This is a genomic window from Litorerythrobacter xanthomarinus (genome assembly GCF_046254955.1).
Lineage (GTDB): Bacteria > Pseudomonadota > Alphaproteobacteria > Sphingomonadales > Sphingomonadaceae > Qipengyuania_C.
In genome coordinates this window covers 1,366,219-1,390,000 of sequence record NZ_JBJXRG010000001.1, presented here as the reverse complement: position 1 = coordinate 1,390,000, position 23,782 = coordinate 1,366,219, and the positions used below count along the sequence as shown (strand labels likewise).

Annotated in this window: 30 protein-coding genes (1 of these 30 cut by a window edge); 13 read left to right on the top strand and 17 right to left on the bottom strand. The window is 59.6% G+C overall.

Annotated features, from left to right (window positions below; genetic code table 11):
• The 4 genes in view from ACEWMW_RS07005 to ACEWMW_RS06990 are tightly spaced (at most 48 nt apart) and all read left to right on the top strand, a layout consistent with a single transcriptional unit that may run on beyond the window.
• Positions 1-450, top strand: partial view of a retropepsin-like aspartic protease gene (locus ACEWMW_RS07005; protein WP_409413172.1) — the 3' portion only. Its footprint begins 495 nt before the window's first position; the window shows 450 of its 945 coding nt (coding positions 496-945); the start codon falls outside the window, past its left edge; the stop codon is at positions 448-450.
• Positions 447-1,400 carry a retroviral-like aspartic protease family protein gene (locus tag ACEWMW_RS07000; RefSeq protein ID WP_409413171.1) on the top strand — a complete coding sequence of 318 codons (954 nt, stop codon included), beginning with the start codon at positions 447-449 and terminating at the stop codon, positions 1,398-1,400. The genes ACEWMW_RS07005 and ACEWMW_RS07000 overlap by 4 nt, the downstream gene beginning before the upstream one ends.
• 48 nt (positions 1,401-1,448) lie before the next feature.
• Positions 1,449-3,266 (top strand): ABCB family ABC transporter ATP-binding protein/permease, encoded by a 1,818-nt coding sequence (locus ACEWMW_RS06995; protein WP_409413621.1) that lies wholly within the window; start codon positions 1,449-1,451, stop codon positions 3,264-3,266.
• A complete protein-coding gene (locus ACEWMW_RS06990) occupies positions 3,263-4,111 on the top strand; it encodes a diacylglycerol/lipid kinase family protein (RefSeq protein ID WP_409413170.1) in 849 nt (282 codons plus the stop codon). The genes ACEWMW_RS06995 and ACEWMW_RS06990 overlap by 4 nt, the downstream gene beginning before the upstream one ends.
• Before the next feature lies 1 nt (position 4,112).
• On the opposite strand, the gene ACEWMW_RS06985 is transcribed toward ACEWMW_RS06990, so the two are convergent.
• The 4 genes from ACEWMW_RS06985 to ACEWMW_RS06970 form a co-directional block, all read right to left on the bottom strand.
• Positions 4,113-4,526: an ACT domain-containing protein gene (locus tag ACEWMW_RS06985; protein WP_409413169.1), complete on the bottom strand. Its 414-nt coding sequence runs from the start codon at positions 4,524-4,526 to the stop codon at positions 4,113-4,115.
• A 10-nt stretch (positions 4,527-4,536) separates the two neighbouring features.
• Positions 4,537-5,838 (bottom strand): ATP-dependent protease ATPase subunit HslU, encoded by a 1,302-nt coding sequence (gene hslU, locus ACEWMW_RS06980; RefSeq protein ID WP_409413168.1) that lies wholly within the window; start codon positions 5,836-5,838, stop codon positions 4,537-4,539.
• Between the two features lie 28 nt (positions 5,839-5,866).
• Positions 5,867-6,427 (bottom strand): ATP-dependent protease subunit HslV, encoded by a 561-nt coding sequence (gene hslV, locus ACEWMW_RS06975; protein ID WP_409413167.1) that lies wholly within the window; start codon positions 6,425-6,427, stop codon positions 5,867-5,869.
• 63 nt (positions 6,428-6,490) lie between these two features.
• Complete coding sequence (locus ACEWMW_RS06970) at positions 6,491-6,928, bottom strand: outer membrane protein assembly factor BamE (protein WP_409413620.1); 438 nt, start codon at positions 6,926-6,928, stop codon at positions 6,491-6,493.
• 235 nt (positions 6,929-7,163) lie between these two features.
• Here ACEWMW_RS06970 and ACEWMW_RS06965 point away from each other — a divergent pair, with 235 nt between their 5' ends.
• Positions 7,164-7,688, top strand: coding sequence for a ubiquinol-cytochrome C chaperone family protein (locus ACEWMW_RS06965; RefSeq protein WP_409413166.1), 525 nt, complete (start codon positions 7,164-7,166; stop codon positions 7,686-7,688).
• Here the strand turns inward: ACEWMW_RS06965 and ACEWMW_RS06960 are convergent.
• Positions 7,636-7,848, bottom strand: a complete 213-nt coding sequence (locus ACEWMW_RS06960) for a hypothetical protein (RefSeq protein ID WP_409413165.1) — start codon at positions 7,846-7,848, stop codon at positions 7,636-7,638. The two genes, ACEWMW_RS06965 and ACEWMW_RS06960, sit on opposite strands and share 53 nt — an antisense overlap.
• Positions 7,849-7,858: 10 nt before the next feature.
• On the opposite strand from ACEWMW_RS06960, the gene ACEWMW_RS06955 reads away from it, so the two are divergent.
• Positions 7,859-8,224: a DUF177 domain-containing protein gene (locus tag ACEWMW_RS06955; RefSeq protein ID WP_409413164.1), complete on the top strand. Its 366-nt coding sequence runs from the start codon at positions 7,859-7,861 to the stop codon at positions 8,222-8,224.
• 12 nt (positions 8,225-8,236) lie between these two features.
• Here ACEWMW_RS06955 and ACEWMW_RS06950 read toward each other — a convergent pair whose 3' ends face one another.
• The 9 genes from ACEWMW_RS06950 to ACEWMW_RS06910 form a co-directional block, all read right to left on the bottom strand.
• Entirely contained in the window at positions 8,237-8,755 is a 519-nt protein-coding gene (locus ACEWMW_RS06950; RefSeq protein ID WP_409413163.1) for a DUF421 domain-containing protein, read from the bottom strand.
• Positions 8,756-8,807: 52 nt separating this feature from the next.
• A complete protein-coding gene (locus ACEWMW_RS06945) occupies positions 8,808-10,808 on the bottom strand; it encodes a TIR domain-containing protein (protein WP_409413162.1) in 2,001 nt (666 codons plus the stop codon).
• Positions 10,809-11,295: 487 nt separating this feature from the next.
• Positions 11,296-11,670: a VOC family protein gene (locus ACEWMW_RS06940; RefSeq protein ID WP_409413161.1), complete on the bottom strand. Its 375-nt coding sequence runs from the start codon at positions 11,668-11,670 to the stop codon at positions 11,296-11,298.
• Positions 11,660-12,265 (bottom strand): hypothetical protein, encoded by a 606-nt coding sequence (locus tag ACEWMW_RS06935; protein WP_409413160.1) that lies wholly within the window; start codon positions 12,263-12,265, stop codon positions 11,660-11,662. Before ACEWMW_RS06935 ends, ACEWMW_RS06940 begins: the two co-directional genes overlap by 11 nt.
• Before the next feature lie 347 nt (positions 12,266-12,612).
• Entirely contained in the window at positions 12,613-13,137 is a 525-nt protein-coding gene (ssb, locus tag ACEWMW_RS06930) for a single-stranded DNA-binding protein (RefSeq protein WP_409413159.1), read from the bottom strand.
• A gap of 14 nt (positions 13,138-13,151) precedes the next feature.
• Entirely contained in the window at positions 13,152-15,005 is a 1,854-nt protein-coding gene (gene feoB, locus ACEWMW_RS06925; RefSeq protein WP_409413158.1) for a ferrous iron transporter B, read from the bottom strand.
• Positions 15,002-15,241, bottom strand: a complete 240-nt coding sequence (locus tag ACEWMW_RS06920; protein WP_409413157.1) for a FeoA family protein — start codon at positions 15,239-15,241, stop codon at positions 15,002-15,004. The genes feoB and ACEWMW_RS06920 overlap by 4 nt, the downstream gene beginning before the upstream one ends.
• Before the next feature lie 63 nt (positions 15,242-15,304).
• Positions 15,305-15,973, bottom strand: coding sequence for a COQ9 family protein (locus ACEWMW_RS06915; protein ID WP_409413156.1), 669 nt, complete (start codon positions 15,971-15,973; stop codon positions 15,305-15,307).
• A 2-nt stretch (positions 15,974-15,975) separates the two neighbouring features.
• A complete protein-coding gene (locus ACEWMW_RS06910; protein WP_409413155.1) occupies positions 15,976-16,596 on the bottom strand; it encodes an ankyrin repeat domain-containing protein in 621 nt (206 codons plus the stop codon).
• Positions 16,597-16,755: 159 nt separating this feature from the next.
• Here ACEWMW_RS06910 and ACEWMW_RS06905 point away from each other — a divergent pair, with 159 nt between their 5' ends.
• From ACEWMW_RS06905 to ACEWMW_RS06875, 7 genes are read left to right on the top strand one after another with little or no spacing between them, the layout of a single operon-like run.
• Positions 16,756-17,271 (top strand): SCO family protein, encoded by a 516-nt coding sequence (locus tag ACEWMW_RS06905; RefSeq protein ID WP_409413619.1) that lies wholly within the window; start codon positions 16,756-16,758, stop codon positions 17,269-17,271.
• Positions 17,259-17,702, top strand: a complete 444-nt coding sequence (locus ACEWMW_RS06900; RefSeq protein ID WP_409413154.1) for a YcgN family cysteine cluster protein — start codon at positions 17,259-17,261, stop codon at positions 17,700-17,702. The genes ACEWMW_RS06905 and ACEWMW_RS06900 overlap by 13 nt, the downstream gene beginning before the upstream one ends.
• Complete coding sequence (locus ACEWMW_RS06895; RefSeq protein WP_409413153.1) at positions 17,668-18,435, top strand: M48 family metallopeptidase; 768 nt, start codon at positions 17,668-17,670, stop codon at positions 18,433-18,435. The genes ACEWMW_RS06900 and ACEWMW_RS06895 overlap by 35 nt, the downstream gene beginning before the upstream one ends.
• Before the next feature lie 48 nt (positions 18,436-18,483).
• Positions 18,484-19,092, top strand: a complete 609-nt coding sequence (locus tag ACEWMW_RS06890) for a DUF4402 domain-containing protein (protein ID WP_409413152.1) — start codon at positions 18,484-18,486, stop codon at positions 19,090-19,092.
• Positions 19,093-19,139: 47 nt separating this feature from the next.
• Positions 19,140-19,589 carry a hypothetical protein gene (locus tag ACEWMW_RS06885; protein WP_409413151.1) on the top strand — a complete coding sequence of 150 codons (450 nt, stop codon included), beginning with the start codon at positions 19,140-19,142 and terminating at the stop codon, positions 19,587-19,589.
• On the top strand, positions 19,570-20,544 hold the full coding sequence (gene ribD, locus ACEWMW_RS06880; protein ID WP_409413150.1) for a bifunctional diaminohydroxyphosphoribosylaminopyrimidine deaminase/5-amino-6-(5-phosphoribosylamino)uracil reductase RibD: 975 nt from the start codon (positions 19,570-19,572) through the stop codon (positions 20,542-20,544). Before ACEWMW_RS06885 ends, ribD begins: the two co-directional genes overlap by 20 nt.
• A gap of 9 nt (positions 20,545-20,553) precedes the next feature.
• A complete protein-coding gene (locus ACEWMW_RS06875) occupies positions 20,554-21,171 on the top strand; it encodes a riboflavin synthase (protein WP_409413149.1) in 618 nt (205 codons plus the stop codon).
• Between the two features lie 44 nt (positions 21,172-21,215).
• On the opposite strand, the gene ACEWMW_RS06870 is transcribed toward ACEWMW_RS06875, so the two are convergent.
• The 3 genes from ACEWMW_RS06870 to ACEWMW_RS06860 all read right to left on the bottom strand — a co-directional run bounded on the left by ACEWMW_RS06870 (position 21,216) and on the right by ACEWMW_RS06860 (position 23,637).
• Complete coding sequence (locus tag ACEWMW_RS06870) at positions 21,216-21,497, bottom strand: hypothetical protein (RefSeq protein ID WP_409413148.1); 282 nt, start codon at positions 21,495-21,497, stop codon at positions 21,216-21,218.
• Positions 21,498-21,621: 124 nt separating this feature from the next.
• On the bottom strand, positions 21,622-22,797 hold the full coding sequence (locus ACEWMW_RS06865; protein ID WP_409413147.1) for an amino acid aminotransferase: 1,176 nt from the start codon (positions 22,795-22,797) through the stop codon (positions 21,622-21,624).
• Between the two features lie 84 nt (positions 22,798-22,881).
• Positions 22,882-23,637 (bottom strand): DUF1134 domain-containing protein, encoded by a 756-nt coding sequence (locus tag ACEWMW_RS06860; RefSeq protein ID WP_409413146.1) that lies wholly within the window; start codon positions 23,635-23,637, stop codon positions 22,882-22,884.
• Positions 23,638-23,782 lie beyond the last annotated feature (145 nt).

Sequence of the window (23,782 nt, the reverse complement as noted above, 5' to 3'; positions counted from 1 at the left end):
ATAGTTGTCCGGGCTGAAACCAAGCTAGGTCGCATGATCGTAACTAACGCTGAAATCGACGGAGTCGATACAGTAGTGGTGATCGATACCGGCGCAGAGGCAAGTATCGGGAACTCGGCACTACAGCGCCGTCTTCGCAGTCGCGAAGGCGAACGGGTCACCGGAAAGGACGTAGTCGGGACTCAGTTCGACGCAACTTTTGGCCGGAGCAGAAAGCTGCGAGTCGGCGAAATTATTCTGCCGAGCATTGCGATCGGCTTTTCCGACGCGCTCGTGTTCAAGGAACTGGGCCTGACCGACAGGCCTGCAATCCTCTTGGGTGTGCAGGACCTGAGATCCTTTGACCGGGTCGCGATTGATTTTGCGGAACGCAAGGTCCTTTTCGATCTGCCCGCCGGTAATGACCGCGAGCGACCATCGATGGGTCCCCAGAACGCTTCAAGACTGTGACTGGGATCAAACTATTCCTCCTCGTTGGGCTTTTCAGTGTTGGGGATCCTGTCCCATCGGATCAGGCACCGACGCCCAAGGTCCCATCGGACCCCGCGTCGGCAGACGAAGTCATTCAGACTGATACCGAGCGCTACGAGCGCCTCACAGTACCAGTGACGATCAGCGGCGAAGGTCCATTCAGGTTCATGATCGATACCGGTGCTCAAGCGACTGCGGTAACCCGCGGAGTAGAGCAGCAGCTCCAATTACCGCCAGCCGGCGTTGCAACTCTTGTTGGCATGGCCAGTCGGCAGGTTGTCGATCTCGTCGAGCTTGACGACCTCGAGCTAGGATCGCGCACGATCCATAATATCCAAGCGCCGGTACTTGAACGCCGCAATGTCGGCGCCGACGGGATCTTGGGGATCGACAGCCTCCAGGGCCTGCGTGTGCTCCTCGATTTCAGGCAGGATAGCATCTCGGTAGCCGATGCGACGGAGCTGGGCGGGAACAAGGGCTATGACATCGTGGTTCGGGCCACTCGCCGGGACGGACAGCTGCTGATCACCGATGCAATGATCGATGGGGTACGGACCGCCGTGATCATCGATACCGGAGCACAGATGAGTGTCGGCAACCTTGCCCTTCGCCGGAAACTGCGGGCTCGCCTCAATGGGACAAGCATTTCAACCGACGTGCTTGGTAACTCACTCGAAGGTGAAATCGGCGTTGCCCGCTCGCTCGAGATCGATGGCCTAAAGATCGAAAATCTGGCCATCTCATACGCCGATACGCCGGCATTCGATGCGCTGGGACTCGGCAGGCGCCCCGCGCTTTCGCTCGGCATGTATCACCTGCGCATGTTCGACCGGGTTGCAATCGATTTCGACACTCGCAGAATCCTGTTCGATCTACCCCGCGGTGCGCGTCGGCCACCATTGCACGAGATCTTCTCAGCGGGGGGCTAAGGCCACTGCCCCATTGCCAGAGCGGCTATCACCGCCCACATGAGCACGATGCCGCCGGACAAGCCGACCGACATTCCTGACAATCACGATGGCTGGGCGACGCTCAAGCGGTTCCTGCCCTATCTCTGGCCCAAAGATGCCCCGAACCTGCGTCGGCGGATAGTGATCGCGCTGTTTTTCGTGTTGCTCGCCAAAGCCACGATACTCTCCCTACCATTCGCCTATAAGTATGCGGTCGATGCGATGGCTACGCCTTCGGACGAGGCTACCTCCGTAGCGTTGGCACTGGTACTCGCCTACGGGCTCGGCCGGTTCGCCGGCACAGCATTCGATAATATCCGCAACATGATCTTCGAGCGTGTGGGCCAGGAAGCAACGCTGCATCTTGCCAAGGACGTCTTCCACCGTCTGCATCGGCTTAGCCTGCGCTTCCACCTTTCACGCCGTACGGGCGAGCTCACCAAGACGATCGATCGCGGCACCAAGAGCATCGATATCATGCTCTATTTCCTGCTGTTCAATATCGCTCCGACCGTGATCGAGCTGACCGCCGTGGGCGTGATCTTCTATCTCAACTTCGGCTGGGGCCTGGTCACGGCTACGGCGATCGCGGTTGTTTGCTATATCGTGATCACACGGCAAATCACCGAATGGCGGACCAAGCTTCGCCGCGAAATGAACGATATGGACGGCCGCGCGATCGACCGCGCGGTGGATTCCCTGCTTAATTTCGAGACGGTAAAATACTTTGGCGCCGAACGGCGCGAGGAAGCGCGCTATTCGCAGGCGGCGACCGACTGGGCCGAGGCCGCGATCAAGTCCGAAAACTCGCTTGGCACGCTCAATATCGCGCAGGCGCTGATCACCAATGGGCTGATGGCGGGTGCGATGGCCTATACCGTGTGGGGCTGGAGCCAGGGAGAGCTGACGGTTGGCGACCTGGTTTTCGTAAATACCTATTTGCTACAGCTGTTCCGGCCGCTCGACATGCTGGGCTTTGTCTATCGCTCGGTCCGCCAAGGGCTGGTCGATATGGGCCAGATGTTCAAGTTGATGGACGCCTCGGTGGAAGTAGAAGACGCACCCGGTGCGCCCGCGCTGAAGGTCTCGCGCGGCACCGTAATCTTTGACCGCGTGACTTTCGGGTACGAAGAAGATCGGACCATTCTCGACGGATTGAGCTTCGAAGTGCCTGCAGGCTCGAATGTCGCCGTGGTAGGGCCATCGGGAGCAGGCAAGAGCACGATCGCGCGACTACTGTTCCGTTTCTACGACCCGCAAGCCGGACGCATTCTGATCGACGGACAGGATATCGCCAAGGTTACACAGGAGTCTTTGCGCGCGCATATCGGGATCGTTCCTCAAGACAGCGTGCTGTTCAATGACACCATTGGCTATAACCTTGCCTATGGCCGTGATGGCGCGACGCAGGAAGACATCGAACAAGCCGCCCGCGATGCTGCGATCCTGCCGTTCATCGAGCAATTGCCGGAGGGCCTTGCCACCGAAGTCGGCGAACGCGGATTGAAACTCTCCGGCGGGGAAAAACAACGCGTTGCCATTGCGCGCACGCTGCTGAAGGATCCTCCGATCCTGGCGCTCGATGAAGCCACCAGCGCTCTCGACAGCCGGACCGAGCAAGAAATTCTCGATACGCTTCACCGGGTGAGCAGACACCGCACATCGATCTCGATCGCTCACCGGCTTTCGACCATTGCCGATGCCGACGAAATCCTCGTGCTCGATAAGGGAAAGCTGGCCGAGCGCGGCACGCATTCCGAATTGCTCGCTGCGCGCGGACTCTATGCCGACATGTGGCAGCGCCAGCAGGCCGAGGCCGAGCAATCTGCCGAGGCTGCAGAATGAAGCTGGCGCTGGTCTATAATCCGAAGCTCGCGCCCAAGCGCCTCAACCGAGTCAACAAGCTCGCTGCCGTCCTCGAAAGTCGCGGGCATTTGGTGAGCCATTACAATGGCATCGAGTTTGATGCTGCGCGCGACGCCGGTGATGCCGACTGCGTGATTATGGCGGGAGGCGACGGCACAGCGCGTCTGGTAATTCAGAAGCAATCGGACCCCGGAGCGCTTCCCGATCTCGCCATATACCCTACCGGCACGATCAACCTGCTCGCGCGCGAGCTCGATTATCCGCGCAACCCGCACAAGTTCGCGGCCCGGTTGGAAAGCGGATCGCAGCAGCTGACCACGCGGCTGGCGACTATCGACGGTGCGCCATTCCTCGCCTGTGCATCGATCGGCTTCGATGCGCACGCGGTGGCGAGCGTGTCCGAAGCGCTTAAGCTGCGGATCGGACGCTTCGCCTATGTCGCTGCACTGCTCTCACTCGCGAAGAACTGGCCCCGCCACCCGGTAACGATCGACACGGGTGAGGAACGGATCGAGGCGGAGACCTTGTTCATTCTGCGCGGCAAATTCTACGCCGGGCCATGGACACTTGACAGGGGAGCCAATCTCAAGACGGAAAAGCTTCGCATTCTCGCCCTGCCCCATGCGCGGCGACGCGACATGCTGCTTCTCGCGCTCTACGCAATGCTGGGTTCCCGCAGGCCGCACGGTCACTGGCGGTTTCTCGAAGCCGACCGCGTAACGCTGAGCGGCGGCGAAGGTATCCCGGTTCAGGCGGATGGGGATATTGTCGCGAGCGCTCCGGTGACCTTCGAATTGACGCCCACCAAAGTAACTTTTCTGTAGCTCAGCTTTCGGGAGATCTTTCCTGCAACGCTCGCAGAAGAGCCAGCGCCTCGTCAGCGCGCCGGGCAGGAACAAACAAGTGATCATGGCGAAGCGCCGCGACGACATTGCATGCAATTCCGGCCTCAGCGAGGACGCCCGACACCGCAGCGGTCAGCCCGAACCCTTCCAGATCCGAATGCACAAGCAGGATGATCCGCGCGAAGTGCTGCGTATCGATCCCGGCATTCGCCGCCTCTCGGGCAGGGACAATCAGCGATAGGCCCTCGTCTTCGCGGAATGTCGCCAGCGCATGGCGCATCAACTCAAGCGCGGCCCCGGGCTGCTCAGGGGAAACGAAGCAATAGAGCTGCTTGTCCAGCACCGGATCCATCGCGGCAATCATTGCCTGCGTATCGCGGACCGGGGTGGTCATCCCCTACCCATCACAGGATATACTTGCTGAGGTCGGTATCCTCGGCGAGCTTGGTCAGCCGCTCGCGGACATAGGCCGCATCAATGGTGATCGTTTCACCTTCGTGCTCTTCCGCATCGAAGCTGATCTCCTCGAGCAGTTTTTCCATCACCGTCTGTAGGCGCCGCGCGCCGATGTTCTCTACGCTCTCGTTCACTTGCGCGGCGATCGTCGCAAGTTCCTCGATCGCTTCATCGGCGAAATCGAGTTCTACCTTTTCAGTTCCGAGCAACGCCTTGTACTGAGCAACCAGATTTGCGCGGGTTTCCTTGAGGATTCGCACAAAATCTTCCTGCGTCAGTGCTCGCAGCTCGACCCGGATCGGCAGGCGCCCCTGCAATTCGGGCAGCATGTCCGATGGCTTGGCCAGATGAAACGCACCCGATCCAATGAAGAGGATATGGTCGGTCTTCATCGGGCCGTACTTGGTTGAAACAGTCGTACCTTCGATCAGCGGCAAGAGATCGCGCTGTACGCCCTCTCGGCTGACCGATCCGCCGCGGACATCGCTGACGGCGATCTTGTCGATTTCGTCGAGAAAGACGATCCCGTTGGCTTCGGCATTCTGCAGCGCGACGCGCGCGACATCGTCCTGGTCCATGCGCTTTTCAGCTTCTTCATCGACCAACTTGTCCCATGCCTCGGGGACCTTGAGCTTGCGGCGCTTCTTGGGCTTGCCGCCGAAGGCCTTGCCCATCATATCCGACAGGTCGATCATGCCGACGTTGCCGCCCATACCGCCCATATCAAAGGGCATGTTGGGCGCTTCTTCGACTTCGATCTCGACTTCGGTATCGTTCATCGCATTCTGGACGACGCGCTCCCGAAAGGCTTCGCGCGTTGCTTCGGAGGCATTTTCGCCAACCAGCGCATTGAGCAAGCGGTCCATGGCCGCTTTGGATGCGGCTTCGCGCACCGCCTCGCGGCGTCTATCCTTCTCCAGCCGGATCGCTTCTTCTGCAAGATCGCGCGCGATCTGTTCCACGTCGCGGCCGACATAGCCGACCTCGGTGAACTTGGTCGCTTCGACTTTGACGAATGGCGCATCGGCGAGCTTGGCCAGCCGCCGGCTGATCTCGGTCTTGCCGCAGCCGGTGGGGCCAATCATCAGAATGTTTTTCGGCGTCACTTCATCGCGCAGTTCTGGTCCCAGCCGCTGGCGACGCCAGCGATTGCGCAGCGCCACAGCGACCGCGCGCTTGGCATCCTTCTGGCCAATGATGTGTTCGTCGAGAGCGGCAACGATCGCCTTGGGAGTGAGTGAATCGGTCATGTCTATGGTAGTTCTCAGATGGTTGAGCCTAAATGGTCTCAACAGTCACATTGCCGTTGGTGAAGACGCAGATATCGGCGGCAACTGCCATCGCCTTGGTCGCGATTACTTGTGCGTCGTCTTCATACTCGGCGATCGCACGGCCGGCGGCGAGCGCATAATTTCCGCCGGAGCCAATTGCAGCAATGCCGCCTTCGGGCTCCAGCACATCACCGTTCCCGGTCAGTACAAGCAGGCTTTCCTCGTCGGCAACGATCATCAGCGCCTCGAGATTGCGCAGGTACTTGTCGGTCCGCCAATCCTTGGCCAGCTCGACCGCCGCGCGAAGCAGCTGCCCGGAGTATTGCTCGAGCTTTTTCTCGAGCCGTTCGAACAGGGTGAAGGCATCGGCAGTCGCGCCGGCAAATCCGGCAATGACTTTCCCGCCTTCGCCGATCCGGCGAACCTTGCGCGCATTGGGCTTCATCACAGTGTTGCCCATCGAAACCTGGCCATCGCCAGCGATCACGGTCTTGCCGCTTTTCTTGACGCCGATGATGGTGGTGCCATGCCACTGAATCAGACCGTGGCTAGAGTGCTTGTCGTCCATAGCGAGCGATATGGGGAGCCGATGGCCCCCTTCAAGCGTCAGCGGATTTTCGAATGGAGCAGGTTATGGTCCGCCGGGGCCGCCGCCGGCACCCGGAGCACCGACCGAGCCGATATTGCCGAACAGGTCTTCGAGGAAGCTCCGCTCGCGGCCCAGCGTGGGCGTCTCGTCGCCGTCGGGCGAGATGTAGGCAACGGTTTCCACGCCCGAACGGTCGGCCGACATGACATTACCTGCGGCGTCGAACTTGATTGCGAGGACCGAGTGATCCTCGATGCGGGGACGCACGAAGGGCTTACGTCCTGTGACACTCGAAACATAGTACCAGGTCGGTTCGCCAAACTGACTGGTGAACGTGGGACGGCCCAGGGTGCCTTCGACCGAGCGCTGATTGTCGATTCCCGGCTGGATGGCGCTAAGCAGGACATTGTCGACGATATAACCGCGGTTCTCGCGGATTGAGGTGCAGGCCCCCAGGGCAAGAACCACAGCGCCAAGCATGGCAATCTTGCCGACGCTGCGAGACAATCCAGACTTCATCAAATCCATCACTCCGAAAATCCGGCACCGCTTCTGCGTATCGGGGTTCACCCCGCTGCCGGTCATTCCTATATAGACGCGAGCCTTACGGCGATGCGCAACGCCTTGCAACTCGCCAGACACCGCTTTCGCACCGGCACTGGAAAAGCCGGATTGAATTGTCGCTGAACAACCTTCCGGGACCGCGCCCAAATCCATGAGTTTACTTGCCAGACTGTTTCAGAAGAAGCCCGACCCGCGCGAGGAGTATCACGCCTTGTGGCTGGCAACCATTGCCAAAGCACGCGATCCGTTCTGGTACCGCGATGGCGGCGTGGCCGATACACGCGAAGGCCGCTTCGATATGGTCACGGCGATCCTGGCGCTGGTTATAGCCCGCTTGGGCAAGTCGAAAGATCTAGAAAGGGGAGCAGCTTACCTCACCGAATTCTTCGTCGAAGATATGGAAGGGCAACTGCGCGAAGAGGGGATTGGCGACCCGACCGTCGTTAAGCGCATCGGCAAAATGATGAGCGCGCTGGGCGGCCGCATCGGCGCCTATTCGCTCGGCGCTGAGAACCCATCCGCGATGGAAGTGGCGGTGGAGCGGAATGTGACCATGGACGAAGACGGTTCGGTGTCGGCGGTGGTCGGCGGTTTGATCAAGTTTCATGGCGAACTGGCCGAACTCACCGACGCAGATCTGCTCGCGGGGTCTTTCGCGCATGGGGCCTTGTCATGAATGCCCCCGAGTTTTCGCGCATCATCAAGCTCAAGGCGATCCCGGCAGGCGAGCTGGAACTGACCGCAACAGCAGAAGAGTGCCGCGCACTCGCCGAACGGTTCGGGATTGAACGCGTCGACTCCCTCAAAGCCGAGGTGCAATTCGAAGGGTCTGCCAAGCGGCTCCATGTGTCGGGTACGCTCAGGGCCGATATCGTGCAGGCATGCGCGATCTCGGACGAGGAATTCGCTCACGTGATCAGCGAGAAGCTTGATTTGGTCTTCGTTCCTTCCGGGGAAAGCAGCCTGGGCGATACGATCCCCAGCAGCGCGGAGATCGAGATTGAGCTCGACACCGGGGAACTCGACGAGATCGAATATGATGGCGAAAGTTTCGACTTGGGCGAAGCGGTCTCGCAATCACTGGGCCTCGCGATCGATCCCTATGCCGAAGGTCCGAATGCTGACAGCGTCCGCGAAGCTGCGGGAATCATTGGCGACGATGAACCGTCGGGCCCTCTCGCGGAGGCATTGAGGAGTTTGAAGAGGGACTGACCAAATGGCCGATCATCCCTTGCGTACGCCCTCGAAAAGCAAGTCATCAGGCGACTCGCCCCCGTGAAGCACGCTAACATCGCCGGTCGATTCGAGAACCACGGCATGGACTTGCGACAAGTCGAGCGCATTGGCTTCGCGCAGCTTAGCTATGACATCGCTTTTGGCCACGCGCGTTTGCTTAAGCGCGTCCTCGTCAAATTCGCCGTCGCTGAAAAGGAGCACCGGTTCGTTCTGCATCGCTTTCTCTGCCGTATCGGAGGCCTTGCGAATGCGCGCAGCAATATACTGCACGGTAAAGAGTGAAGCGATGGCGAGAAGCGCCTGTCCGAAGGCACCCCACTCGCTCGCCTGAGCGGCGCCGGCCAGCAGCGAGCCAGTCGCCACCGTCATGACGAAGTCGAACGGCGTCATCTTCGATAGCGATCGCAGACCGACCAGCCTTATCAGCAAGATCACCCACAAAAGGGCGAACGCGGCCAGCAACAGGCCGCGCAGGATAAGATCGAATGTGGGATCGGATGAGAACATGGGTATTCAGCGAAGCAGACACGCCGAAGTTCCGAGGCGCTTCTGACAGCGATCAAGCTGGACAGTATATGGGATAATCCGGCTTTCGGAAAACCACCCCTTGTGCGCGCATCCGTACAGCAAAGTTGGGGAAGTCGCCGATATCGAAGTACGGCTTGTAAGTAAGGCTGCCGATGGGAAATGGCGGTTTTGACCGGTCATACTGGATGATGGCTTCTCGCGCCTTCTTCTTTTCACCCAGCATCGACAACATCATGTAGCGTTCGTCGTCCAGTTCGGTTCGAGCCAATATCTCCAGCGCCTTGGTTCTGTCACCGTCGAAGCATGCCTGCCTGAATATCTGAAGGTCAGTCAACTTGCCGTCCGGTCCGATGATCTGTTTCAAGCGGTCCAAGGCTCGCGTCGCCAATTCGGCATCGCCAGCATGCAAGGCGTGGTGATGGGCTCGGAAGGCATGGCTGTAGCTGGAGGGAGCCGCCGCCATGGCGTCTGCCGCAGCGCGCGCCGCGTCCTCATATCGACGCATGCCAAACAGGAGGCCGGGTTTCCTTAAACCGCTCGGCTGGTCCAGGTTTTCTATACGATCGACCAAGGCCAATGTCTTCTGGTCTTGCCCGGTCAGTGCATAGGAGTTCGCCAGTGCACCAACTATGGTAAGATTATTGGGCGCGAGCTCGAACGCCTTCTCCTCGGCAGCAATCATGCTGTCCCATTGTCCGCGCACCTCGCCTTCGAATGCACGCCGCATCGCACGGTCCACATCTGTTTTCGACACGGCTTCGGCGCGACGCATCACTTGCTGCATAAGTTCCCAATCGGCATCGAGGTCGGTGCGATCGAGCCATCCGGCCGAACCCAATTGAGTGCGCTGAAAGTACATATAACCCAGATCGATGTAAGCGCGTGCAAATTCCGGATCGAGCGAGATAACTTCTTCGAGGGCAGCTATGGCGTCGTTGCCGCTCGTAATGTGCTCGCTCGCCCGAAATTTCTGGTACGCCTCGACCGATGTGGTGCCCAGAGAAGTCATCTGCTGCAATTCGACCGGATCAAGCGCGGTATTAAGCGCCTTGGCCACGCTCGCCGCGATTTCTTCCTGCAACACAATCATGTCGTCGGTCGGGCGGTCATAACGCTGGGACCAGACTTGCTTTCCTTCGAGATCGACGAGCGACACAGTCACTCGCAAGCGGTCGCCCGCTTGCCGCACGGTGCCCTCCAGAACATTAGCAACGCCAAGCTCCTTGGCCACTTGCGGGGACGGGGTGTTACCGTCGGCATATCCCGCCACTGAACCGCTTGATGCGACAATCAGGTCTGGCGTGCGGCTAAGCGCATAATTGATCTCGTCTCCAATGCCGTCCACGAACCAGTTATTGCCATCGCCGGCCGACAGATCTCGAAAAGGGAGCACCGCAACCGATTTGGAGCGATCGATCTCTGCCGTGGCCAGCGTTAGCGCCATATCCGCGCCCTCGACATCGCTCGCCGAATTCACGCCCATCGCCAGCCAGGCACCCCCTGCCAAAACGAGCGCGGCGATCGGAAGCACAAGTTCGGCGCGCTTGTAGAGGGGTTTTGATCCAATGTTCGACGCGGCCTCGGGCGCATGATGTTCACCGCCGACCAGCTCATCCAGCGCGGCGATCAGCGATTGCATCGCGCTATCGTTTTCGACGCCGCCTGAGAAATCCAGCGCCTGTCGCTGGCGATAGCCGAACGGTGGCGGCGTGGCATCGAGCAGTATCGGCACAAGCTTGTTATGATCCCTGCCATAGCTCGCTTCGTCCAGAACCCATTCGCTTTCGACCGAATGCGCCGACCACGCGACGATGACAGCCCTGGAATGCGTGATCGCCTCTTCAATATCCTTGGCAAAGCGTTTGCCGCCCTGGATATTCTGGTCCCACCACAGCGAATAGCCTGCATCAGTCAGCTTTTCCGCAAGCTGCTGGATCTGCGGTTGGTCGGCCCGCGAATAGGATAAGAATATGTCTGCCAGAACGCCCCCCTTACGGCGATCTTCGCCATACTGGAAGTAGATTGCAAGCAATTAACGTCATCTTATGAATATCTTAGGATCGACTGGCCGGAGCGCGATCTTCACACTTTCGGGTGGGTGGGAAGGCAGGTTTTCCTACCATTGGCGCGATCCGCTACTGCCGCGAGGCACTTTCACATCGTCGTTGCTGTCAATCGCAGGCAATGATTTTCCGCCCCATGGACAGTGCTCCATGCGGTAGGATTTGCCATGGCGAATTCAGTCGATGCGCGGGTCTAAATTCGGACTCAAAATGGGATATCGTCGTCCAGATCGTCTTCGTTCGAACCGCCGATAGAGCCACCCAGACAGGCGCCTTGGTTACCGCCGGAACCGCCGCCCTATTGGCCCAGGCGCTGTGGGGGCTACGAACAGTTCATGTGAAATGTCTGCAGATGGGTGGATTGCCGACGCAGGATTTGTGCCAACGACAAGCATGATATCACTGACCGGGTTGCTTGGGTCGAGGCGCTTAGCAATATCAAGAACCTGGTGGTCTTCATTTTATTCGCCAAGGCGGATACCGACGCATAGCACCCGCCTTGAACAAGCAAAGCTGATTGCCAGCCGGATCGAATAAGCGAGCCTCCCGCCAAAGCCATTCCTCGTTTCGGGGGACTGAGATCGGACCGATACCCAGGCGCTCCAATCGCTCCACCTCAGAGTCTACGTCATCGACCTCGAAGTAGATGACCGGTCCATTGGATGGAACTTCGTCCTGTAGATGGAGGGAGAACGTCGCCTCTCCTTCAGGCACTTCAAATCGGGCATATTGATTCCTCGCTGATACGATCAGCCGAAATCCCAGCTTGCTGTAAAATGCGACGCTGGCGTCAAAGTCGACTGCTCCGACCGTAACCTGGTTAAGTCGCATTCCCGCCTCCGTGCTGGTGTTCAAGACGCGCAGTTGATGCATTGGGCGGTTGAGATTTTCCGGTCCGCAGGATCTGGACCCCTGCAACGAGAAAGCCGGTTTTAAAGATGGGTCCGGCCATTTCGGAAGGAATGAACTCAGGGAAAAGAGCGCCTATCGCGCCAATACCCACAGCGATGATCCATATGACCGCGGTTCCTTCATAAGGTCCATGGCGCAGTATCTGCACGGCCAATATCGATACACCAAGAGCGAAGACAATTGACCCAATCCAATAGAGATCAATTCCCACCCACTGTGGTTCGGGACCAATAATGCTCGCAATTCCAGTGAGGGCAACGATGAAGCCCATTAGGCCAATCATACCCAACCGCTCGCTGCACGTGAGCCAGATGGCTATGGTGCCAAACAACAATCTGGCATCGATCACGGCATAAAGCGCTTCGTGCGGTATCGACTGGGGTTGGTGGCCGATAATTGGGGTGATTGCGCCGAGAGAACCTCCCAAAATTGCGGCAAACGCACCAAACCGGATGAGATTCGCGAGTGGTCTCTGCCTTTCGCGATCGTGGCATTCAAACTGGGAATTGGACATCAAATCAGCTCCTCTCAGGGTTCTGATTCGCTTCTTTGCAACCTCAACCCAAGTTGAGGTCAAGAATAATCTCGGCGCATACTACACTTCGAGAACCTGGGCTATCGAGGTACAGTTACGGAAGGTCCGCAATTGGGTCGCTAGCGGACACTGGTAACTTTCCTACAGTCGCCATTCCATGGCAGGCACGCCAAATGCCGCGAAATCGTCTCCAACCCGTTGTTTTTGAATGCGATTAGACGCGATCACTGGCAATGATTTTTCGCCCCATGGACAGTGCTCCATGTGCTCCATCCAGTAGGAAATGCGCAGGGCCTCGCGTCCGAATTGCAGGCCTACAATCGGGCTCAGAACGGGATATCGTCATCCAGGTCGTCGTAGTTCGAACCGCCGCCGGAGCCGCCGCCGGAACCACCTTGACCACCGCCCTGGTTTCCGCCGCCAGATTGGCCACCACCTTGCCCGCCGCCCTGGTTCCAGTTGCCGCCGCCGCGCTGGCCGCCACCCCCGCCGCCTTCGCCGCGCCCGTCGAGCATCGTCAGCGTGCCGTTGAAACCGCGCAACACGATCTCGGTCGAATAGCGGTCATTGCCCTGCTGGTCCTGCCACTTGCGGGTCTGCAGCTGGCCTTCGATAAAGACCTTGGAGCCCTTGCGCAGGTAGTTCTCGCAGACATTGATCAGGCCATCGGAGAAAATCGCGACCGAATGCCACTCGGTGCGCTCCTGCCGATCACCGGTATTCTTGTCTTTCCACTGCTCGGACGTCGCGATGCGCAGATTGCACACGCGTCCACCATTCTGGAAGCTGCGGATTTCCGGGTCTGCTCCCAGGTTCCCGATGAGCATTACCTTGTTGAGTGACCCGGCCATTCTTTCTTCCTTCGCTATAATCCGAGCGCCAGCGCGCTCCAGTAGGTGATTCCCGCGAAGATGTAGGCCAAGGCGAAGAGATAGGCCAACATGAAGCCGGGCCATTTCCACCCATTCGTTTCACGTCTGGCAACCGCAATCGTGGAAAGGCATTGCGGCGCGAAGACGAACCAGGCGAGGAAGGCGAGCGCGGTCGGCAAGCTCCAGCGCGCGGCGATCTGGTCACGCAGGGCAGCTTCGGTGGCCTCATCGTCTTCTGCGTCGACCGCATAAGTAGTGGCAAGGCTGGCAACAGCGACCTCGCGCGCTGCCATGGCAGGAACCAGCGCGAGCGTCATTTCGCGAGTAAAGCCTACCGGCTCGAAGGCGGGCTGCATTGCGGTTGCGATCTGGCCGGCAAAGCTGGCGTCGAGCTGGTTTTCGCCCTCGTCAGCCTGCGGGAATGTCAGAAGCAGCCAAAGGATCACGGTAGCGGCAAAGATGATCGTACCCGCGCGCCTCAGGAACACCCAGGCACGTTGCCACAGGCCGATCAGCAGGTCCTTGATCCGCGGCAGCTGGTAGCGCGGCAGTTCCATGATGAAGCCCGAAGCCTGCCCCTTGGTCACCGAGCGGCGTAGCACGAGAGCAACGATCAGCGCTCCAAGGATCCCGGCTACATATAGCGCAAACAGCACCAGGCCCTGGAGCCCGATCCCCGGCCCGATGGAGACCGCCGGGATCACCGCGGCGATAATGACAGCGTAGACCGGGAGCCGTGCGGAGCAGGTCATCAGCGGAGCGATGAGGATCGTGGTCAACCGGTCCTTTGGATCGGCGATGGAGCGCGTCGCCATGATGCCGGGGATCGCACAAGCGAAGCTGGAGAGGAGGGGTATGAAGCTGCGGCCCGAAAGACCCACGCCCGCCATCAGGCGGTCCATCAGGAAGGCAGCCCGCGCCATGTATCCGGTCGCCTCCATGACGAGGATGAAAGCAAAGAGAATCACGATCTGCGGCAGGAACACGACGACGGATCCGACCCCGGCGATCACGCCTTCGGTGAGGAAATCGCGGATGAACCCGGGAGCCATTGTCGCGACCAACCATGAAGCCACTGCCTCCGTCGCGCCTTCGATCAGGGCAATGAAGGGATCCGCCCAGGCAAAGACCGCCTGGAACACGACAAACAACAGTCCGAACAGGATCACAGGTCCGATCCACGGATTGAGTAGCACCTTGTCGAGCATGGAATGGACGCGGTGCCGCTTCTCTTCCGAAAGGATCGCAGCCTTGGCGATATTGCGCGCCGCGAGCCGCCGCTCTGGCAGCGTCAGGTGGGGTTGCGGCTCAGGATCGTGGTGGAATTCGAAGTCGGCCTCAGCACTGGCCAATGCGGCGACCAGTTCTGTCAGCCCCTTGCGGCGCACCGCGACCGTCGGGACGACAGGCACACCCAGCGCATTGGACAGTGCCGCAGGATCAAGCACCAGCCCGTCGCGTTCGGCAAGGTCGACCATGTTGAGTGCGACAATGACCGGGCGACCAAGCGCGATGATCTCCTGCGCAAATACCAGGTGCTGCTCGAGATTGGCAGCGTCCAGCACGAGGATGATGACTTCCGGCTGCGCTTCGCCCTCGAACTCGCCGAGGACCACCTTGCGAGTGACTTCCTCGTCAGGGCTGGACGCATCGAGTGCATAGCTGCCGGGCAAATCGATCAGCTCGACCGGCTCGCCGCTCGGCAATGTCAAACGCCCGGCCTTTCGTTCGACCGTGACCCCGGGGTAATTCGCGATCTTCTGCCGCGCCCCGGTCAGCGCATTGAATAGCGCGCTTTTCCCCGCATTGGGATTGCCGACGAGGGCAGCGGAGCGCAGCCGCGTCATAGCTGTTCCACAGCCATCGCTGCGGCGTGCACACGGCGCAGCGCAACAGTCATCCGCCCGATGGTGATTGCAAGCGGATCGGACCCGGCGAAAACACCGCGATAGGAGACGCCCACTTCTGCTCCTTCATCGAACCCCAGCGCGCGTAGGCGCTTGCCCTCGTCCGGTGCCAGCACATCCCATGCCACCGCGACAATACGGGCTGTCTGGCCAGGCTTGAGGGAGTCGAGTGTCATGCTTAGCGCGCTGCCAGAGCGTCGCGCTAATTGCAACTGATTATCAATAGTGAGAAGCGCGCGTTATTTGGCCGGATAGCGCAAGCGGCCGAGAAAACGCGCCACGCTGAAAGTCTCGCGCTCGGAACCAAGCAATTGGGCTTTTGCCTTCTCGAACTTCATTACGCCTTCGATCCGGCGGTCGAGAAAGGCGCGCGTTTCCAGCTTGCCTTCGCTCTTGTCGTCCACGAACACAGCCAGTGTAGCGCCATAGATCGAAGCAAGGATCGCGCGCTTGGTGTAGTGGTTATAGTCGGTCGCGGTGTCGCCCGCGAGCCGCCACATAACATCGGCGCTGTTCCATCCCGTCTTGAGGGCACGCGGCGCATTTTGCGGCATCGCCATGATTGCGAGCGCCCGCCGGAGTGATTCCTCAAGTCCCGTCACCGCATCGAGCCGGAATTGCACAAGGACTCGGATCCGCTCGCGGATCTTTATCTCGGCCAGCTTCTGCGGCGGCAATGCCTCGGCCATCGCCAAGTCTATCGACTCAATCCAGGCCTCGATCATGTCAAGTGCACCGCCCCTGAAAGCCAGCCGCGCGACGTCTTGATCAACGCCGATGCCCTCTGCGCCGGCATCTAGCGCTGCAACGCTCCAGCCATCGAATATGGCCGCCTCGGCTATCTTGGGAGCCAGCACAAGACGCAGCTCGTCAAGCGTCAAATCCGCCGGATCGATTGATTTACTCACGCCTAGAAGCTCGGCCCATAGGATTCGCCGCCACCATCGGCTTCGCGCTTGGCATCGGCTCGCTCGATTTCGCCCAGGACCTGGCTGCCGTTGGACATCAGCTTCGCATAATCGCGTGCGGATCGACCCGAATTGTCAGCCCGGTCAGGGTCGGCCCCCTTTTCGAGCAAGAGGCGCACCATCCCAGAATCGCGACGATGAATCGCGGAGATGAGCGGCGTTTCGCCGGCGATATTGGTCACATCGACACGCGCGCCAGCTTTGACCAGCTCTTCGATCCCTTCGACGAAGCCGAGCTGTGCGGCAATCTGGATCGGGGTGTTGCCGCGCTTATCTTCGATATTCGGATTAGCTCCGCGCTGGGCGAGGAAGCGAATCCACAGGACATCGCGGCGCGCGGTCACGATATGCATGGCAGATTCACCGCTGGTGATGTCGCGTGCATTGACGACAGTCGTGCCGGGTTCGTTGAGCATCTCGGTCGCTGCGGTTCCGTCACGCTCCTTCACAGCCTTGAGAAATTCATAGCCTTCGGAAAAGCGCTGCGCCGCCGCCGGCGCGGCAACAATGCCCGCAGCTAACGCAATTGCGATAAACACCTTGCGGAAAACGGCCTGCGCCATCCTTCCTCTTCCTTCTCGTCTAGCTGTTAATGGCCCCTGCTTGGCCTCTTGCGCAGCGCTGGTTAGCAGACCATGAACCGCAGCGCCATGCTTCGAAGTTTCTCCCTATTTGCGCCATTCGCACTGCTCCTGTCGGCATGTGGTCCGCCCCCCGTGGATATGGCGCAAGCCCCATTGGCCGGAGCGGATATTGGCGGCGAGTTCGAGTTGATCGACAAAGATGGACAGGTCGTTCGCTGGAGCGACTTTGAAGGGAGGTATCGGACGGTCTATTTTGGATACACCTATTGCCCCGATGTTTGCCCGGTCGACGTCCAGCGCCTGGCGCGAGGCATGGCCTTGTTTTCCGAGGAGCAGCCGAGCTTAGCGGCAAAGATCCAACCGATCTTCATTACCATCGATCCCAAGCGCGATACGCCCGAAGTGGTCGGCCAGTTCACCGGCGCGTTTTCCGACACCATGATCGGCCTCACCGGCAGCGAAGAGCAGATTCAGCAAGCCGCAGACACTTTCCGCATCTTCTATGCCCGGGGCGCAGGCCCGGACGCGGGTTATTTGATGGATCACTCCAACATCACTTATCTGTTCGGTCCGCAGGGCGAACCCATCGCGACTTTGCCAACCGACCTGGGAGCTCAGGCCGTGGCCGAGGAATTGGCGCGGTGGGTACGCTAAGAGAGGAATTTTGGGAGCTACCGCTCGGCGAGCTTACGCCTAACGAGTGGGAAGCTCTCTGCGATGGCTGCGGGCGCTGCTGTACCCACAAGATCGAGGATGCCGACACCGGTGAGATCGAGCAGACCAATGTCGCTTGCAAGTTGCTCAATACGAACACGGCACGCTGCACCAACTATCCGCAGCGCAAGGGCTTCGTGCCCGATTGTCTGCAATTGACGCTGAAGATCATGGGCGATGTACCCTGGTTGCCAGACACCTGCGCTTATCGTCGCCGCGCTGCGGGAAAACCTTTGCCGCGCTGGCATTACTTGATCTCGGGCGATCGCGACGGTGTGATTGCAGCAGGCATCTCTGTTGCGGGACGCGTAGTAAGCGAAGACGATGCCGGACCGCTTGAGCATCACATTGTCGATTGGAACGGCGCATGAGCGGGATCGAATGATCGATTGGCTAAGACGCGAGGCGATCGATCCCCAGATCGATCTGGGCGAACGAACCATCCCGATCGCACTGAAGCGGCATCCCCGCGCGCGCAGGCTTACGCTGAGGCTTGCTCCTGATGGCACCGAGGTGCGTATCACTCTGCCCAGTTGGTGTGCCAGCAAAGAAGCGCTAGCCTTCGTCCATGCGCGCAAGGATTGGCTCGAAGGCGAATTGGCCAAAATTCCCGAGCGGTCGCCTCCCGAACATGGCAGCACAATCCAATTTCGCGGGAACGAAGTCATTGTCGAATGGGATGAGGGTCACCCGCGTAGGCCGAAACTCAAGGACAACAAGGTGGCTGTGGGCGGCCCGAAGGATGGCTTGGAACGGCGTCTCCAGCGCTGGCTCGAAAGCGAAGCAAGACTCTTGCTCCAAGGTGATCTTGAGCATTACTGCGCCAAGGCAGGCGTCAATCTGCCGGGTCTCGCGCTCAGCCGGGCCCAGCGTAGATGGGGTAGCTGTTCGACGAGTGGAACCGTCCGTATCAATTGGCGGCTCGTCCAGGCTCCCGATGCCGTGCGCCGATCGGTTGTCGCCCATGAAGTGGCACACCTGGTGCATTTCGACCACTCACCGGCATTCAAGGCCCTGCTTGATCAGCTGTTCGAGGACGATATCCAGATTGCAGATCAATGGCTTAAGAATAACGGCCGGATTCTCTACGCCAGCTTCGGCTAGGCAGATATCCCTAACCATTCGTTTACCTTAATCGTCGATAAGCAGGTCATGATTAGAGCAGCCCTCCTTGCGTTGGCCGCAGCATTTGCCCTGTTCGCGGCTGCCTCTCCGGCCGCGGCGCAGGGCCAATGCAGTTTCTGCGCTGACAATCCACCGCCCAAGGGCGAGGGAGGCGGCCGACCCGGAAATGGCGGCGGAGGCGGCAACGGCGGTGGCGGTAACGGCGGCGGCGGAAACGGCGATGGCAACGGTAACCGCGCTGTTCTTTCAATCGAGAGCGATATCGATTTCGGACGGTTGATACTGGTCGGCGACGGTATCGGCGGAGTCATCCTCGATCTCGAAACAGGGCAGAAGCTGACATTCGGCGGGATCAATGATCTGGGCGGAATAGCGGTGCAAGGACGCGCGATAGTGAGTGGCAAACCTCTTGAAGCGATCAGGATCGAAATGCCGCTTGCGGTGACAATGAGTGATCCTGGCGGTGGTCAGGCGGAACTGCGGGACTTTATCACCGACTTACCAGCCCTGCCCACGCTCGACACGAACGGACAACTGACTTTCCAGTTCAGCGGTACACTCTACACCGATAGCGCCATCGGGCTTGGCGGAACCCTGCGCGGCAGGGTGCCCATAAGGGTTCGATATGACCGCTGAAGACTAGAGTCTGGCGCAACAGCCCTTCACTGCCTATCTTGCGCCGTATGAGTTTCTTCAAACGCCTGAATCCTGTTCCCGGAGTAAGGGATTTCTGGCAGGAATTTCGCCGGCCCAATCCGCATCGCTGGCCGGTTCTAGGGGCGTCGATGCTCATTACCGGATCGCTGTTCTATGCCTTTGCCAGCGAGCGGAATTATATCGCCCCTCGAAGCCCCGAGGTCACATACATCACCAGCTACGCGCCTGGTCGAACTGACGACGAGATCATGGCGAGCAATGCGCTCAACCAGGAGCGTCAGGACAATCTCGACGCACGAATGCGCGAACGCGAGGAATTGCGGCGCTCGATGTACCGCGAGCTTGGCCGCGCAACGGGCATCGATGTTGACGAGATTGAAGCCGAGGCAGAGGCCGAACGGGCCCGAACCGTGGCAGAGGAGCAGGAAAGACAGGCAGAACTGATGGGCCGGACGGGTGCAGAACCCTCTGAGTGATGCACAATGGCTGGGGGCAGCTGCGCGGCTTTCGGCGCGCGGTCGCCCGCTGAGCCGTCCCAATCCCAGCGTAGGATGCGTCATCGTTAGAGATGATCGGGTGATCGGTCGTGGATGGACGCAGGCTGGCGGGCGTCCCCATGCCGAAGCCGCGGCACTCGTCATAGCTGGTGCGGCAGCTCGCGGCAGTACTGTCTTCGTCACGCTTGAACCCTGCGCGCATGCGAGCGAGCGCGGCCCTTCCTGTGCCGATCTCCTTGCCGCGGCGGGTCCTGAAACCGTTGTGATCGGAGCGAGCGATCCGGATCCGCGAACGGCAGGCTCAGGGGTCAAGCGACTGCGCGATGCCGGCATCAATGTGCGTGTGGTGGATTGCCTCGAGGCGAAGCGAAGCCTGAGCGGCTACCTCACGCGGCAAAGCCAGGGCCGTCCCCATGTAACACTGAAGCTCGCGGTATCGCTCGACGGGAAGATTGCCCTCGCTGACGGACGAAGCCGCTGGATAACCGGCGAACCCGCGCGGGCGCATGTCCACGCACGCAGGGCGAAATGCGACGCAATCCTTGTCGGCGGCGGCACCTGGCGCGGGGACAAGCCGCGCCTTGATGTACGGCTGCCGGGTTTAGAGGATCGCAGCCCGAAACGAATCGTGCTCACTCGCGGGATCGCTCCTGACGGGGTAAAGATCATCAACTCGCCCGAGCAAATTTCGAAACTGACCGATATCCAGTACCTCTATGTCGAAGGCGGTGCCGAGACAGCAGCGGCCTTCCTCTCGGCAGACCTTGTCGACCATCTCGAGATTTACCAGGCACCAATCCTTATCGGAGAGGGACAGGATGCCATTGCGGACCTTGGGCTTGCCGAATTACCTCAAGCGCACGGCCGGTGGAGATCGGTCGAAAGTCGCCAACTTGGCAGCGATCTATACCGCGCCTATGACCGCCTGCGATAAGGAGGTCGCATGTTTACTGGTATCGTTACGGCAATTGGCACGATCACATCGGTCGAAGAGCGCGGCGACCTGCGTGCGCGCATTTCCTGCCCTTTTGATCCGGCGAAGATGGCGATGGGGGCATCGATCTCCTGCTCGGGCGTTTGCCTGACCGTTGTCGCCCGCGGCGGCGAGGAGGGAGATGCCTGGTTTGAAGTCGATATCTCGGGCGAAACAGTTTCCCGCACGGTCCAGGACCAGTGGGAGACTGGCCGCCGCCTAAACCTAGAGCAGGCTCTTCGGTTGGGTGACGAGCTTGGCGGCCATATCGTCACAGGTCATATCGATGCCGTGGGCGAAGTGATCGAAGCCCTTGCCGATGGCGATTCCACCCGCCTGACGATAGTCGCGCCGCAGGATCTGGCCCCCTTTATTGCCGAGAAGGGCTCGATCACCGTCGATGGTGTTTCGCTAACGGTGAACAAGGTGGAGGACCGCGCAAACGGATCGGTACACTTCGGCCTCAATATCATTCCGCATACGGGTGAGGTGACGACGCTCGGCACACTAACCCAGGGCGATCAGGTCAATCTCGAGATCGACACCATGGCGAGGTACCTGCAGCGAATGCACGCCCTGAACGGCTAGGCCGTAACTGTCCGCTTCGCTCCCCAGCAGACAATACCTGAATCCTAGCAGTTCTTCTTGGGCTTGCAGTTGCCCGAACCGTTGCCGTTACCGCCCGCATCGCCGCCGCCGTTCCCATTTCCGTTGCTGTTGCCACCGCTGCCGCTGCTATCTCCGGAACTGGCGGGGCCTGCGATCGCCGCTGTTTCGCTAGTCATTGCGGCCTCAACACTTGACTTGATCGCAATGTTGCCCAGCACCACTGCAAATCCAAGCGTGCCCAGCGTCAGCGCATACTCTGCCGCAGATGTAGCGCGCGAATCTTTGAGAAACTTTGAAATCAGCATGTAGTTGACCTTTCAACGGGCCTCCTACTTGCTGCTGATTAAGGATTAAACTCCTAGAAATCTTGAGATTCTTTATCTCTATTTCTTAGACATTTACTTGCCGAATTGATTACGGGCCTGATGCTCAGCTTGACACTTTCGCAAGCGCATCCACAAACTTTTCGATATTGCCCATATGCAATCCGGCGACGTTGATGCGGCCCGAACCGGCCATGTATATTGCGTGATCCTTGCGCAGTGCCTCGACTTGACTTTTGGCCAAGGGCAGCACCGAAAACAGTCCGTTCTGCCCGCCCAGCGGCTTGAGATCGATCGCGCCCGACTGCCCCGCTTCGGCAAGCTTTGCACGAACCTGCCGCAGGCGGGTCCGCATTGTTTCAAGCTCTTCGAGCCAAAGCGCCGTCAACTCGTCATCGCGCAGGATCTTGCGCACTGCCGCGGCACCGTGATCAGGCGGCATCGACCAGTTGGCGCGGGCCAGCGCAGCAGCGTTCGACATGATGTCTTCGAGCTGTGAGCCGTCTTTTGCCATGGCGTAAAATGCGCCGACGCGATCGCGATAAAGGCCAAAATTCTTGTCGCAGCTCTGGGCAATCAGCGCCTCGGGCACCTTGGCCAAAACAGCGCGCAGTCCGTAGGCGTCTTCCTTCATGCCCACGCCCAGGCCCTGATAGGCGGTATCGATAAGGGGGATTGCGGCGCTTTGCGACAAGGCATCCGCAATGGCGTCCCATTGTTCGTTGGAGTAATCGATCCCTGTAGGATTGTGACAGCAGCCATGCAGCAGCACCGTATCACCCGGTTCCGCCGCGGCGATGACGCCCAGCACCGAATCAAGATCGGCCTTCCCCTCGCTCGTGGCATGGTCGAAGCCGACCAGCTCGAGGTCGAGGTCCTTGAGGATCTGCGCATGGTTGGGCCAGCTTGGCAGGCCGAGATGCACCCGCCGGGTTCCAGCCTTCTGGGCCAGCGCCAAGGCGAGACGGACGGCACCGGTGCCGCCAGGTGTCTGCATGCCGGCAATGCGGCCTCCCATCGTCGCATCTTTGCCGAAAAGATACGGCATCAACGCATTGACGAAGCCGATGTCTCCTTCCGGACCGAGATAGGATTTGGAATCCTGCTCGTTGACCAATCGCTCTTCGGCGCGCTTAACTGCGGCGAATACCGGCGTATCGCCCTGGCCCGTGCGATAGACACCCACGCCAAGGTCGATCTTGTCTGGCCGATCATCCTCGTCATGGAGTTTGATCAGCGCTAGCAGCGCGTCTGGCGGCTGGGGGGTGAGAGATTCAAGCATCGCGCGGCCTATTGCCGAGCAACAGCCCCTACGGCAAGCGGGAATCGGACACCCAAGACGGGATTGGGCAAATTTCTTCTCTGGTCAGAATGGTAACCAGCGCTGCTTCTTCGAGAATTTCATGTATCCCGCGTTCACGCCTAGTCGCAGTCCGGCGCCCATCCTGATCGGGATGAGAACGATATCGCCTTTGCGCAGATAGCTCGCGTGCAGTCCGCCGATCAGGTAAGCTTGCCCCTCGCCCGAAGGATAGCGCTCGAACATCTCTTCGGTGTCGTAGAGATTGTAAACGAGCACGAAGGTGTTTCCTGCATTGGCGCCCGCATCAAAGCCAATTGACGGACCGGTCCAGTAGACCGGCATCTGGCCTTCGATCTTGTGATACAATGTGCCCGATCCGTAGCGCACTCCGGCGATGAATGCGCCGCCGGCTTCACGACCGACGATGTAACCATTGGGGCGACCCTGGTCTTTCAGCAGGCTCTCGATCATCTTCGCAAGACCCTCAGAGCCCTTGCCGAATACACCCTCGGCTGCGCCGATCAGATCATCCTCGCCGTAAGTTCCCGGATCTTCCGCGGCTGCCTCTTCCGGCACGGGATCAGACCAGCTGGGAGCAATTTCGGCATCGACCGCTGTCGCATCCGCTTGGGGTTGCACTTGCGGGGAAGGGGCAGCAGGCGCGGCCGTCGCAATCTGTTGCTCTTGCGTCTGGACCAGGTCGGCATCGATCGCGTTGTTTGGATCAATGGTCTCGACCTGTGCGATTGCTGGATTCGCCAGCATGGCCAAAGTGGCGACCAGGCCGGCTGCGAAAATGCGAATACGGCGAATTGACATGGCGAGTGCTCCCTCGGTCCGGCGGACCTGTCCTTCGTAACCAGAATCGCATGGTGGGCCGCGGGCAATTGCCCGTCGATGAACCGAATCGAAATTGCGGTGAAGCGAGTCAGAAGCGCCCTCTACCCACACCATCAATGCGGAT

What these genes read in the sequence shown, in the direction of transcription:
- ACEWMW_RS06860 (WP_409413146.1), bottom strand. Translation starts at nt 23,637, where the DNA reads ATGTCAATTCGCCGTATTCGCATTTTCGCAGCCGGCCTGGTCGCCACT.
- ACEWMW_RS06995 (WP_409413621.1), top strand. Translation starts at nt 1,449, where the DNA reads ATGCCGCCGGACAAGCCGACCGACATTCCTGACAATCACGATGGCTGG.
- ACEWMW_RS06935 (WP_409413160.1), bottom strand. Translation starts at nt 12,265, where the DNA reads ATGTCCAATTCCCAGTTTGAATGCCACGATCGCGAAAGGCAGAGACCA.
- ACEWMW_RS06970 (WP_409413620.1), bottom strand. Translation starts at nt 6,928, where the DNA reads ATGCTTGGCGCTGTGGTTCTTGCCCTGGGGGCCTGCACCTCAATCCGC.
- ACEWMW_RS06890 (WP_409413152.1), top strand. Translation starts at nt 18,484, where the DNA reads ATGATTAGAGCAGCCCTCCTTGCGTTGGCCGCAGCATTTGCCCTGTTC.
- ACEWMW_RS06985 (WP_409413169.1), bottom strand. Translation starts at nt 4,526, where the DNA reads ATGACCACCCCGGTCCGCGATACGCAGGCAATGATTGCCGCGATGGAT.
- ssb (WP_409413159.1), bottom strand. Translation starts at nt 13,137, where the DNA reads ATGGCCGGGTCACTCAACAAGGTAATGCTCATCGGGAACCTGGGAGCA.
- hslV (WP_409413167.1), bottom strand. Translation starts at nt 6,427, where the DNA reads ATGGACGACAAGCACTCTAGCCACGGTCTGATTCAGTGGCATGGCACC.
- ACEWMW_RS06905 (WP_409413619.1), top strand. Translation starts at nt 16,756, where the DNA reads ATGGCGCAAGCCCCATTGGCCGGAGCGGATATTGGCGGCGAGTTCGAG.
- ACEWMW_RS06950 (WP_409413163.1), bottom strand. Translation starts at nt 8,755, where the DNA reads ATGTTCTCATCCGATCCCACATTCGATCTTATCCTGCGCGGCCTGTTG.
- ACEWMW_RS06940 (WP_409413161.1), bottom strand. Translation starts at nt 11,670, where the DNA reads ATGCGACTTAACCAGGTTACGGTCGGAGCAGTCGACTTTGACGCCAGC.
- ACEWMW_RS06885 (WP_409413151.1), top strand. Translation starts at nt 19,140, where the DNA reads ATGAGTTTCTTCAAACGCCTGAATCCTGTTCCCGGAGTAAGGGATTTC.
- ACEWMW_RS06865 (WP_409413147.1), bottom strand. Translation starts at nt 22,797, where the DNA reads ATGCTTGAATCTCTCACCCCCCAGCCGCCAGACGCGCTGCTAGCGCTG.
- ACEWMW_RS06920 (WP_409413157.1), bottom strand. Translation starts at nt 15,241, where the DNA reads ATGACACTCGACTCCCTCAAGCCTGGCCAGACAGCCCGTATTGTCGCG.
- ACEWMW_RS06870 (WP_409413148.1), bottom strand. Translation starts at nt 21,497, where the DNA reads ATGCTGATTTCAAAGTTTCTCAAAGATTCGCGCGCTACATCTGCGGCA.
- ACEWMW_RS06875 (WP_409413149.1), top strand. Translation starts at nt 20,554, where the DNA reads ATGTTTACTGGTATCGTTACGGCAATTGGCACGATCACATCGGTCGAA.
- feoB (WP_409413158.1), bottom strand. Translation starts at nt 15,005, where the DNA reads ATGACGCGGCTGCGCTCCGCTGCCCTCGTCGGCAATCCCAATGCGGGG.
- ACEWMW_RS06910 (WP_409413155.1), bottom strand. Translation starts at nt 16,596, where the DNA reads ATGGCGCAGGCCGTTTTCCGCAAGGTGTTTATCGCAATTGCGTTAGCT.
- ACEWMW_RS06965 (WP_409413166.1), top strand. Translation starts at nt 7,164, where the DNA reads ATGAGTTTACTTGCCAGACTGTTTCAGAAGAAGCCCGACCCGCGCGAG.
- ACEWMW_RS06990 (WP_409413170.1), top strand. Translation starts at nt 3,263, where the DNA reads ATGAAGCTGGCGCTGGTCTATAATCCGAAGCTCGCGCCCAAGCGCCTC.
- hslU (WP_409413168.1), bottom strand. Translation starts at nt 5,838, where the DNA reads ATGACCGATTCACTCACTCCCAAGGCGATCGTTGCCGCTCTCGACGAA.